Source organism: Streptomyces sp. NPDC059003 (assembly GCF_042740445.1).
Classification (GTDB): domain Bacteria; phylum Actinomycetota; class Actinomycetes; order Streptomycetales; family Streptomycetaceae; genus Streptomyces.
The window spans coordinates 4801-16448 of record NZ_JBHYJH010000188.1; the positions used below are offsets into that span (position 1 = coordinate 4801).

Here is an 11648-nt window from a genome sequence, read left to right on the forward strand (position 1 = left end):
AACACCCGCCGCGACGGCCCGGCCGACCGCGGCGAGCAGCGCTGCGCCGCCCGCGAGTACGGGCGCGAACGCCGACATGACGGCACCGGCCGTCGCGGCCGAGCCCGGTGCGCCAGGTGATGTCGCTACCCCTGTCCACGCGCACGCGGGCGCCGGAACGGCAACACCCGCCGCGACGGCCCGGCCGACCGCGGCGAGCAGCGCTGCGCCGCCCGCGGGCACGGGCGTGAACGCCGACGCGGGGGCCCTACCCGGAAGTGTCGTCCCCAACCAGCCGGCCTCATCGGCCGCTTCGGACAGTGGGACCCGCTCGGGCGCAGGCGCACGCACAGCGCCGGACAGGCCCCTCGGAGCCGCCACTCCCCACGGGACAGCCCCGCCTGCCGCGCCGCGCGGCGCCGTCGTCACCGCGTTCGCCGATGCGCCACCGGTCGTTCTCTCCCGTACCCCGGAGGCCGGCCCCGTCTCATGATGAGCAGTGCGTCCTGGCACGCCCGTGTGGAGTGCGGCCGCGACACCGGTGCGGGGTTCCTCGTGTCGGATCGGCACGTCCTGACGTGCGCGCACGTCGTACGGGACCGCGCCGCGTCGGCGGTCGCCGTGTCCTTCCCGCACCGCAAGGACCTGGGCACGGTGGCCGCCGCCGTCGGCGCGCACGGCGGCTGGGGCGGCCGCGGCGACGACCCGGGCGACCTCGCCGTCCTCGAACTCGACCACCCGGTGCCGATCGCGCCCGCAGGGTTCGCGCCGCCCGACCACGCGTACACCGAGCCCCGGCCGCGGCTCGTCGCGTACGGCTTCCCGCGCGGGTACGAGGAGGGCACCATCGCCGAGTACCGCGCCACCGCCGCCCAGTTGATCGCCGACGAGTGGATCCAGCTGGAGGCCTGGAACGCGCACGGGCAGCCCCTCGCGCCCGGCTTCAGCGGCGCCGCGGTGGCCCTCGCGGACAGCGGGCTCGTCGTCGGCATGGTCTCCGCGGTGGCCGGGACGGCCGGCGTGCGCAACGGCCGGATGCTGCCCGCGCCCGTCATGGCCCGCTACTGGCCCCGGCTCGCCGAGCTGATCCCGGCCCCCGGCCCGGAGCGCCCGGCCCGGCAGCGGCTGCGGGACCTCGTGGAGCGGGCGGAGAACGAGCTGGAGAAGGAGGCGGGGGCCGCGCTCGCGGGCGCGCCGGAGCGGCTGTACCTCGACGCGGTCGGGCCGCTCGGCCCGCCCGTGCCGCCGGGCGGCTTCGCGTCGCTGTGGTCGGCGGCCTGGTACGTGCTGTGGGAGGTGGACGTGCCCGGCGCCGTGGAGCGGTTCGCGGACCGCCTGGCCGCGCTGGTCGACGTACCCCCCGCGCCGCGTACGCCCCACGAAGCGCCCCCTGCGTCACCGGGAGGCGCGCCCTCCTGGTCGCCCATCCTCGTCGAGCTTGCCCGCAGCGGCGCCGGTGGTGACCAGGTGCTCGTCGAGGTGTCCGCGAGCCGCGAGGGGCGCCGCCACCCCGTGGGCTCGCGCACGCTCGCGCGCGGCCAGGTGCGGCCGTACGTCCAGGAGCGCATCGAGGAGGCCTTCGGGCAACTCTCCTCGGACGCCGAGGAGCTGATCGCCTTCGTACTGCCCCGCGAGTGGCTGAACGAGCCCGTGGCCCACTGGGAGCGCAGCGCCGACGACCCGACCCCGCTCGGCTGCTCGTACCCGCTCGTCGTCACCGACAGGGCCCGGCGTGCGGGCGGCCTGCGGCACCAGCTCGCCCGCAAGTGGGAGCGGCTCGACGGCAAGGCCACGACGGCGGTGCACCGCGTCGAGTGCGACGCCGACGAGCGGCCGAACAAGCTGCGCTTCCGGCTGCGCCGCGACGAGGCCGACCTGGCGGGCTTCCCCGCACCCCCGAAGTCGGCCCGCCTGAAACCCCACTTCGACGTGTCCTTGAACGCCCCCGCGCCGGTCCTGCTGTGGCCGCGGGTGGGGTGCGAGCACGGGCAGGGGGGCGAGCGGGGTGCGGAGGGCGTACGGACGCCCGGGGCGGAGAGCGTACATACGCCCGGCGCGGCGGGCGGACCCTGCGGCGGCCCCCGGCCCGGAGCCGCGCCCTGCTACGGATCCGTCTTCCTCGACGCGCTCGCCGCCCACCTCTCCCGCCTGCCGCCCGCCGAGCTCCCCCGGCACGTCCTGGCGCTGCGCGAGAGCGCCGACGCCGCCGACGAACCCGAACGGCACTGGGCGCGGGACATCCAGCTCCTGTGGGACGACCCGCGCTGCTTCCCGGACGCCGCTGCCGCCCCGTCGCGCTCCCCCGTCGCCTGACCGCCCGCACCCTACGGAGATCGCCATGTCCCTGTGGCCCGTCTACACCGGCTCCGGCGAGCCGCACGACGGCATCGAGCAGCTGCCGCCCCCACCCCCGTGGCGCGCCTTCGACGGCGGCCCGGTGCTCGCGGCCCCGGCGCCGGGCGCCGGGACGACGTCACCGGACCGCGCGCACCGCGCCCGCACCTACCGCGCCACCGACGAGTGCGTCCAACTCGTCAACGCCGCCCTGTACCTGCGCCGCCCCCTCCTGGTGACGGGCCCGCCGGGCAGCGGCAAGTCGAGCCTCGCGTACGCGGTGGCACGCGAGCTCGGGCTCGGCCCGGTGCTCCGCTGGAACATCACGAGCCGCAGCACCCTGCACGACGGGCTCTACCAGTACGACCCGCTGTCGCGCCTGTACGCGGCCGGACGCGCCGCCGACACCGCGCCGGCGGACCCGGCGAGGGAACGGGCCGACGACCGCGCGGGCGTCGAGGACCATCTGCGCCTCGGCCCGCTCGGCACCGCCCTGCTGCCCTACGCCCGCCCCCGCGCCCTGCTCATCGACGAGATCGACAAGAGCGACCTGGACCTGCCCAACGACCTCCTGAACGTCCTGGAGGAGGGCCAGTACGAGATCCCCGAGCTGGTGCGGATCGCCCGGCACACCCCGACGGCGGCGCTGCTCACCGCCGACGCGTCCGCGCCGGTGCCCGTCGAGCACGGCCGGGTGCGCTGCCGGGCCTTCCCGTTCGTGGTCCTCACCAGCAACGGCGAGCGCGAGTTCCCGCCCGCCTTCCTGCGCCGCTGCGTCACGCTGCGCCTGCGCCAGCCGCACGGCGACCACCTGGAGCAGATCGTCCGGGCCCACCTGGGCGAACCCGACGCGTACGCACGCGAGCTGATCGCCGGTTTCCTTCAGCGCGGCAGCGGTGGCGAGCTCGCCACCGACCAGCTCCTCAACGCCATCTACCTCACGGGCGCGGCCGGCATCGAGGCGTCGTCCCGCGACGACCTCGCGCGCCTGCTCATGCCGTACCTGAGCGAGGACGCGAGCCGCGCGGCCACGGACCAGGGGTCCGATGCCACCTTCTGACCCCTCCCCGGCGCGCGACCGGCCCGGCGGCTCCCCCGTCGACCGGCTCACCGCCGTGCTCGCCGCGGCGGGCGGCACGGCTGGCCCGTCCGCCGACGAGCTCGCCGAACTGGTGTGGCTGGCCCGGCACATGGGCCCGGCCGGGCGGCCCTCGTCGCCCTCTTCTCCGTCTTCGCACTCGGACACGGGCATCCCCGTCGACGTACCGCCGCCACCGCCACCGCTCCCGCGCCCGGCCGCGCAGGGCCCCGCGCGGCCCGTGCCGCCCGCCGGGCCCGGCCGCGTACCGCTGCGCCTGCCCGCGGAGCCGTCCTCGCGCCCCGACGAGCGGTCCGGCGAGCGCCCCGCCGAGCCATCCGGCGGCGCCGACGGCACCGCGCTGCGCGTACCCGTGCCCCCGATGATCCCCCACCCGCTCCCCCTCCAGCGCGCCCTGCGCCCCCTCGGCCGCCGCGTGCCCGCGCCCGACCGGAGCGTCCTCGACGAGGGGGCCACCGCGCACCGCATCGCCGCGCTCGGCGCGCACCCGCGCGCCTGGCTGCCGGTGCTGCGGCCCGCCGACGAGCGCTGGCTGCGGCTCTCCCTCGTGTACGACGACGGGCCCACGATGCCGGTGTGGCGGCCGCTGGTGCGCGAACTGCACACCGCGCTCGCGCAGTCGGGCCTGTTCCGCACGGTGGAGCTGCACCGCGCGGCACCCGACGGGACGGTGCCGCCACGCGCGGCGGAGGTGCCCGCGACCGGCCGCGCCGTCACGCTCGTCGTCAGCGACTGCATGGGCCCGCAGTGGCGCCCCGGCGCGGCGGGCCGCCGCTGGTACCGGACGCTGCGCCGCTGGGCGGGCCACATGCCGCTGGCCGTCCTGCAGCCGCTGCCCGAACGGCTCTGGCCCACGACGGCGCTGCCCGCCGCGCCGGGGCTCCTCACCGCGCCGCACGCCGCGGCCCCCTCGACCGCCCTGGACTTCTCCCCGTACGACGGCCACGTCCCGCCCTCCGGGGCGGTGCCGGTCCCCGTCCTGGAGGTCGCTCCGACGTGGCTGGCCCACTGGGCGACGCTGGTCGCGTCCGGCGCCCAAGTGCCGGGTGCGGCGGCCTGGTTGGGGCCCTCGCCCGCCCGCACCGACGACGGCACGCCCCGCGAGGACGTCGCGCTGCTCTCCCCCGAGGAACTGGTCCTGCGCTTCCGCTCGACGGCGTCCCCGGAGGCGTTCCGCCTCGCCGGTCATCTGGCCGTGGGCAGGCCCCATCTGCCGGTGATGCGGCTCGTCCACGCGGCCGTGTCGCGGCAACCGCGTCCGCAGCACCTCGCGGAGGTCGTGCTGAGCGGCATGCTCACGGGGGTGCCGGGCGGGGCGCCCGGGGCGTATGCCTTCCGGGACGGGGTGCGGGAGGTCCTCCTCGGTACGCTGCCGCGCTCGGCGCGCGGGCGGACGCGGCAACTGCTCGCGCGGGTGGGTGGGTTGATCGACGAGCGGGCGGGGGTGGCGCCCGGGGTGCTGCGGGCCGTCGCCGGCGGGACCGCGGGGGGCGGGGAGCCGTTCGCGGAGGTGAGCGAGGAGAGCGTGCGGCGGCTCGGCGGGGAGCGGCGGCGGCTGTTCGCAGGGCGCTACCAGCTGTTGCACCGCCCTTCGTCCACGGGCGAGTGGGTGGCGCAGGACACGCGGAACGGCGACGCGAAGGTGCTGATCCGCATGTACTCGGACCGCACGCGGGCGCGGGCCGACGTCCCCGGGAACGCCCGGCTGCTCAGCCGGATCCGCCACTCCGGGGTGGCCGCCGTCCTGGACCACGGCATAGACGGTGCCATTCCCTACGTGGTGCAGGAGTTCGTGCCCGGAAGCACGCTGGAGCAGGTGCTGCGGGACGAGCCGGAGAGCCTGACCGCCGAGCGGCTCACCACCATGGTCCCGCGCATCGCCGGGGCCGTGGCCGCCCTGCACGACAGCGGGCTCACGCACGGCGCCCTCGACCCCAAACACGTCGTGATCACGCCTGGCGGTCCCGTGCTGACGGTGCTGGGGGTGACGCCGCTCGGCACGGGGACGCGGGCGGATGACCTGCGGGCGCTTGGCGACCTCGTACACGCGGTGGGCGAGCCCCTGGAGAACGTGCGGCTGCCCGAGTGGCTGCTTGAGGAGCTGGGTACGGCCGTCGCGGACCTCTCGTCGGACGACGCGGACCATCAGGCCCGGGGGCTCGACCGGCTGCGTGGTCTAGTGCCGCCGGAACCCCGCCGCTACTTGCTCCTCGGCCCCGTCCGCGTGGGCCAGGGCGACGCCCCACTGGCCACCGGCTCCCCCCGCGAACAGGCCATGCTCTGCATGCTCCTGCTCCGCGACGGCGGCCTCGTCGCCGTCGACGAGCTGATCGACGGCATCTGGGACGCCCCCGCGCCGCCCGCCGCACGCCGCCTCGTCAGCACGTACGCCTCCCGCCTGCGCAACGCGCTCGGCCCGAACTCCGTACGACGGCACACCGGCGACGGATACGCCCTGCCCCTCGACCTCGTCCACGGCTACGCCGACGTCGACGTCCTCCGCTTCCGGGACCTGGCCGCCGCGGTCGAACGCGCCCACGAGGAGGGCGACCTCGACCGCCAGCACGAACTCGCCGCGTCCGCTCTCTCCTTGTGGCGCGGCGACCCGCTGGAGGGCGTGCCGGGACCCGCCGCCCGCGCGGTGCGCGCGGAGCTGCACACCCTGCGGCAGACCTTGCTGAGGAGGACCGCCGACGCCACGACGTCCCTCTCCTTCGCGTTCGCCGCCCGCCCCGGCTGGCAGGCCGACACCCTGATGAAGCTGAGCCAGGCCGTGTCGGAGCTGCTGGTCCAAGGGGGCGCCGGGGCCGAGCAGTTCGAGCTGCTGCCGCGCGAGCGCGGCTGGGACGCCGCCGTCAGCGCGGACGTGCCCATGGGGCCGCTCCTGACTGCGATCCTGAGGGAACTCCCCTCCCTCGTCCGCAGGTTCAACCGCCTCGGCCTGGTCGTCGGCGTCGACGTGCGCCCGCCCTCCGCGCTGCCGCTGCCGGACGACCACGCCACCGTCGTCGTTCCCCGCGCCCTGCGCGACACGGTGGACGACCCCCGGTTCCAGCCCTTCCCCGGCACCGACACCTGGTACTGCCAGATCCCGGCCGCGCCGAGCCCCGCCGACGACTCCCTGCGGGCCGTCCTCGCCCGCGCCGACGCGGTCATCTTCGGCTTCGACGGCACCCTCACCCGCCTCTACGCCCCCGGCAAGGCCCGCGACGCCGCGCTGCGGCTGCTCTCGCTGGTCGTACAGGAGCGGGACCCCGAGGACGCGCTGGGCGGGCGGCCGGTGCCGCGGGCCGGGGGCACGTCCGAGTTCGTGCACCCGCTGGACGTGCTGCGGGCGTTCGCCGACGAGGGCTCCCTCACCGTCGGCCTGCACGACCAGCTGGACCGGATCGAGCGGCAGGCCGTGTACGGCGCGCGGCCGACGGCCCACTCCGACACCGTCGTACGCCTGCTGCGGGGCCGCCCCCGGCGCCGGCGCCTGGCCGTCGTCACCGACACCGCGCTGCGCGCCGTCGCGACGTACGTGACGACGCACGGGCTCGACATCCCGGCCGACCACATCCACTGCCGCACCGCCGACGGCCTCGCGCACCTGCTGCCCGACCCCGAACCCCTGCGCCGCATCCTGCGGCGGCTCGACACCACCGCCGAGCGCAGCGTCATGATCGGCTCCACCGTCGCGGAAGCCACCGCCGCCCGCGCCCTGGACCTGCCCTTCATCGGGTACGCCCCCGACGACCGCGCCCGCGAACGCCTCACCGCCGCCGGTGCCCGGCACACCGTGAGCTCGCTGGCCCGGATCGCCGACGCCGTGCGCGGCGGCTGAGCCGTCAGGCCTGCGGATCCCTGGCGTCGTACCGCAGGAAGGCCCGCCAGCGCGTGAGGAGCAGGCCCACCGCAAGGACGCACGCGGCGCCGCCGCCGACGATCGCCACCCGGGGCGAGGTCAGGTCGCCGACCGTCCCGGCCATGAAGTCGCCGAGCCGGGGCCCGCCCGCCACGACGACGATGAACACGCCCTGCAGACGGCCCCGCATCGCGTCCGGCGTGGCCGCCTGGAGCATGGTGCTGCGGAACACCATCGAGACGGTGTCGGCGGCGCCCGCGAGGGCCAGGAAGACCAGGCCGAGCCAGAGGTTGCGGGTGAGGCCGAAGACGGCGATCGCGGTGCCCCAGGCCGCCACGGACAGGGCGATGGCGAGCCCGTGCCGCCGGATGCGGCCGAGCCAGCCGGAGAAGACGCTGCCGAGCAGCGCGCCCACCGCGGGCGCGGCCGCGAGCAGGCCCGCCGTCTTCGCGTCGCCGCCGTACCAGACCACGGCGATCGCGGGGAACAGGGCGCGGGGGTGTGCGAGCACCATCGCGCACATGTCGGTGAAGAAGGTCATGCGGAGGTTGGGGCGGGTGGCGAGGAAGCGCAGGCCGTCGGCGACGGAGGCGCGCCGCCGCTTGCCGTCCGCAGCGGGCTCGGCCCCGTCCCTGCCGCCGTCGCCGTCGCCGTCGCCGGGCAGCATGGCCGGGAGGCGCCACATCGCGTACAGCGCCGCCGTGAACGCCACCGCGTCGATGGCGTACGCCGACTGATAGCCCCACAGGCCCACGAGCAGGCCGCCGAGCATCGGGCCGACCGTGGTGCCGGACGTCGTGGTCAGGGACGTGAGGGCGTTGGCTGCGGGGAGCTGCTCGGGCGGCAGGAGACGGGGGATCATCGACGTGCGGGCCGGAGAGTTCAGGGCGCCGCACATGGCCTGGAGCGCGACCACGGTGTACAGGAACCACACGTGGTGGAAGCCGATGAACGCGGCGGCCGCGAGGGCGAAGGACAGGGCGCACAGGCCCGCCGCCGAGTAGAGGCCGAGCTTGCGGCGGTCGACGGTGTCGGCGATCGCGCCGCCGTACAGGCCGAAGACGACGAGCGGGACGAGCGAGCACAGGCCGACGAGGCCGACCGAGAAGCTGGAGCCCGTGATGTCGTACACCTGGAGCGACACCGCGAGCGCGGTCATGGCCTGGCCGACCCAGGAGACGGTGTTGCCGATCCACAGGCGCCGGTAGTCGGCGGACGTCCGCAGCGGGGTCAGGTCGGCGAGGATGCGGCGCTTGGCGGGCGACGGCTCCGAGGGGGCGGATATCTCGGGTTCGTCGGTGGCGTCGTCAGTAGCGTCGTCCGTGGATGTTCGTGTCACACGGGATGCTAACCGACGGGCCGTTCCGGCCCGTCCTGCTTTTTTGCGGACCAGGCGCGGGGTGCCGATCGAGCGGGGTGCCGGGGGCGGCAGCCCCTGGCACGAGGGAACCACCCGTGCGGCGGCACCCCACCCGGCCCACCCCAGCGCGCGCCCCACCACGACCCCCCACACGATGCCAGTGGGGACCGCCACCCCGGCGCCCCGCAACGGTCTGTGCTCTCGGGAGGATCCGCCATGACCGTCAGCCTGGAAGCGCTGCGCCGCTGCCATATCGCCGTCGACCTGGGCGCCGCCCGCACCCGGGTGTTCGTGAAGGGCGCGGGCCTCGTCGTCGACGAGCCGAGCTGCGCCGCCGTGAACACCCGCACGGGCGCGCTGATCGCGGTCGGCCAGTTCGCGGAGCAGATGACGGGCCGTACGCCCTCGTACATCCGCGTCGTGCGCCCCGTGTCCGGCGGCACGGTCGTGGACATCGAGATGTGCCAGCGCATGCTGCGCCATCTGCTCGGCGAGAAGCTGCGCCGCACCCTGCGCCGCAAGCCGCGCCTGCGCGCCGCCGCCTGCACCCCGCACGAGGCGGACCCGCTCGCCCAGCGCGCCGCCGTCGAGACGATGGTGGGGCTCGGCGCGCGGCGCGTGGAGCTGGTCGACACGCTCATCGCGGCGGCGGTCGGCTGCGGGCTTCCCGTGGAGCGGGCCGAGGCGACGATGATCCTGGTGTGCGGGGCCGCCACCACGCAGGTCGCGGTCCTGTCCCTCGGCTCGATCGTGACCGCCGAGCGGATTCCCGTGGGCGGCGAGGCCATCGACCACGCGATCGTGCAGCACCTGCGCCACCAGCACGAGCTGATGCTGCCCTCCCAGTCGGTACGCCCCCTGCAGCTCGCCCTGAGCGGCAACGGCCTGACGACGCACGGCCCGGAGTCGACGGAGATCCACGGCAGGGACGTGGCGACGGGCCTCGCCCGCTCGGTCCAGGTGGACACGGCCGCGGTGCGCGACGCGATCCACACCCCGCTCACCGCCGTGCTCGACGGCATCGGCAAGGTCCTGCGCGACTGCCCGCCGGACCTGGTGGCCGACCTCGCCGACCGCGGGATCATGATGGTCGGCGGCAGCGCGCTGCTCCCCGGCCTCGACCAGATGCTGCGGGACGCCACGGGCATGCCGGTGAACATCGCGGAGCGGCCCGACGTGTGCGCGGTGCTCGGCCTCGGTGCGATGCTGGAGGGCAAGATCCAACCGCTGGTGCTCAACCCCCTGGCGGGCTGAGCCGAGCGCAGCAGACGGGGAGTACGCCGCCGCCATGACCCAGGACGTCAGCGGACCCGATGACGGCGAAGCCGGTGACGGCGGAGCCGATGGCGGTGGAACCGATGGCGGTGGCGGGCCCGACAAGGGGGTCGCGCTGCCGCCGCTGCTCGACGCCGTCCTGAGCGTCGGCGCGGAGCTCGAACTGCCCGCGACGCTCCAGCACATCGTGGACAGCGCGGCGGAGCTGACCGGTGCCCGGCACGGTGTCCTGCGGGTCGTGGACCCGGAGGGCGGCGGCAGGGTCGAGGCGTTCACCACGGGCACGCCCGCCCCGGCCGCGGAGCCGGGTGCGCGGGGCGGCGAGGGCGAGACCCTGAGCGTCCCCGTGCACGTCCAGGAGCAGGAGTTCGGCCGCCTGCACCTCACGCGCGAGCCGGGCGGCGCCTTCACGGACGCGGACCTCGGCCTGCTGCGGGTCCTCGCGAGCCAGGCGGGCATCGCCATCGGCAACGCCCGCCTGTACGAGGCGGCCCGCCAGCGCGAGCGCTGGATCGAGGGCGCGGCGGCCGTCACCACGGCCCTGCTCACCGGCGAGGCGGCGGCCGACGCGCTGATGACGGTGGCTCAGCAGGCCCGGCTCCTCGCGGACGCGGCGGCGGGCGTGATCCTCCAGCCGACGCAGGAGGGCGGCATGCGGATCGTGGCGGCGGCGACGGACGGCGGCCCGCGCTCCCCCGCCGCGGCCCCGGGCGCGGAAGGGGGCCGCAGGCGGCATCCGGCCGCCGCCGCGCAGAACGACCTCATCGGCACCACCATCGAGCCCGGCAGCGCGGTCCTGAAGCAACTGCTCGGCGGTGAGCCGGTGTTCATCGAGGACTCCGCGACCGACCCGCGCATGACCACGCGCGTGCGCACCCGTTTCGGGCCGAGCATGATGCTGCCGCTCCAGGCGGGCGGGCGGCTCATCGGTACGCTCGCGCTGCCGCGCCGCCGCGGTGAGCGCCCGTACACCGCCGTCGAACGGCTGCTCGCCACCCAGTTCGCCTCGCAGGCGGCGCTGGCGCTCGTCCTCGCCGACGCGCAGCAGTCCCGGGAGCGGCTCGCGGTGTTCGAGGACCGCGACCGCATCGCGCGCGACCTGCACGACCTGGTCGTCCAGCGGCTTTTCGCGACCGGCATGATGCTGGAGTCGACGCGGCGCAGGGCCACGTCGGCGCCGGTGCAGTCGGCGCTCGACCAGGCCGTGGACGAGCTGGAGTCCACCATCCAGGAGGTGCGCACGGCGATCTTCGCGCTCCAGCAGCCGCCCGCCGACGCGCCGACCACCTTCCGGGGGAAGGTGCTCAAGGAGACGGCGGGGGCGGCGGCGGTGCTCGGGGTGCAGCCGTCGGTGCACTTCGCCGGGGCGGTGGACGCGCGGGTCTCGGAGGCGGTGGGGGGTCATCTTCTTGCGGCGCTGCGGCGGGCGCTTGCCGCGGTGTCGCGGCGGGCTGGCGTTTCGCGGGTGGATGTGGCTGTTGACTCGCGGGCCGTTCTGCCGGATGGGCGTACGGGGGTGCGGCTTGTCGTCTTCGACGACGGCGAAACGGATGGGGTCACCCCCGGCACGACGGTCACGTGGCAGTCCCCCCTGTAACTGGGGGCTCCGCCCCCAGACCCCCTCCTCTCCGCGCTCCGCGCTCGTCCTCAAACGCCGGACGGGCTGATTCGGGGGGGGGGGCGCCCGCGCCCGCCGGGCGGGCGGCGGCCCGCCCCCCCGCCCCCCCCCCCCACCGCGCACCAGGGGGACGGGG

Annotated in this window: 6 protein-coding genes and 1 pseudogene; 5 read left to right on the forward strand and 2 right to left on the reverse strand. The window is 76.2% G+C overall.

What is annotated here, in order from left to right; all coding sequences use genetic code 11:
- Positions 1–270: pseudogene (locus ACFWZ5_RS38755) on the reverse strand (hypothetical protein); the annotation flags it as partial.
- Positions 271–471: 201 nt separating this feature from the next.
- Here ACFWZ5_RS38755 and ACFWZ5_RS38760 point away from each other — a divergent pair.
- The 3 genes from ACFWZ5_RS38760 to ACFWZ5_RS38770 are packed head-to-tail and all read left to right on the forward strand — an operon-like array spanning position 472 to position 7238.
- Positions 472–2292: a trypsin-like peptidase domain-containing protein gene (locus ACFWZ5_RS38760; RefSeq protein ID WP_384802460.1), complete on the forward strand. Its 1821-nt coding sequence runs from the start codon at positions 472–474 to the stop codon at positions 2290–2292.
- 25 nt (positions 2293–2317) lie between these two features.
- Positions 2318–3373: an AAA family ATPase gene (locus tag ACFWZ5_RS38765; RefSeq protein ID WP_384802463.1), complete on the forward strand. Its 1056-nt coding sequence runs from the start codon at positions 2318–2320 to the stop codon at positions 3371–3373.
- A complete protein-coding gene (locus ACFWZ5_RS38770; RefSeq protein ID WP_384802465.1) occupies positions 3360–7238 on the forward strand; it encodes an SAV_2336 N-terminal domain-related protein in 3879 nt (1292 codons plus the stop codon). The genes ACFWZ5_RS38765 and ACFWZ5_RS38770 overlap by 14 nt, the downstream gene beginning before the upstream one ends.
- A 4-nt stretch (positions 7239–7242) precedes the next feature.
- Here the strand turns inward: ACFWZ5_RS38770 and ACFWZ5_RS38775 are convergent, their stop codons facing one another.
- Entirely contained in the window at positions 7243–8544 is a 1302-nt protein-coding gene (locus ACFWZ5_RS38775; protein ID WP_384802474.1) for an MFS transporter, read from the reverse strand.
- Positions 8545–8835: 291 nt separating this feature from the next.
- On the opposite strand from ACFWZ5_RS38775, the gene ACFWZ5_RS38780 reads away from it, so the two are divergent.
- The gene (locus ACFWZ5_RS38780; protein ID WP_384802468.1) at positions 8836–9873 is read left to right on the forward strand and encodes a rod shape-determining protein; all 1038 of its coding nucleotides are present in this window, start codon (positions 8836–8838) and stop codon (positions 9871–9873) included.
- A gap of 34 nt (positions 9874–9907) precedes the next feature.
- Positions 9908–11491, forward strand: a complete 1584-nt coding sequence (locus ACFWZ5_RS38785) for a GAF domain-containing protein (RefSeq protein ID WP_384802471.1) — start codon at positions 9908–9910, stop codon at positions 11489–11491.
- Positions 11492–11648: the final 157 nt, after the last annotated feature.

Bases quoted from the DNA above. Each gene is read 5' to 3' on its own strand.
- ACFWZ5_RS38760 (WP_384802460.1), top strand. From the start codon at position 472: ATGAGCAGTGCGTCCTGGCACGCCCGTGTGGAGTGCGGCCGCGACACC.
- ACFWZ5_RS38765 (WP_384802463.1), top strand. From the start codon at position 2,318: ATGTCCCTGTGGCCCGTCTACACCGGCTCCGGCGAGCCGCACGACGGC.
- ACFWZ5_RS38770 (WP_384802465.1), top strand. From the start codon at position 3,360: ATGCCACCTTCTGACCCCTCCCCGGCGCGCGACCGGCCCGGCGGCTCC.
- ACFWZ5_RS38780 (WP_384802468.1), top strand. From the start codon at position 8,836: ATGACCGTCAGCCTGGAAGCGCTGCGCCGCTGCCATATCGCCGTCGAC.
- ACFWZ5_RS38785 (WP_384802471.1), top strand. From the start codon at position 9,908: ATGACCCAGGACGTCAGCGGACCCGATGACGGCGAAGCCGGTGACGGC.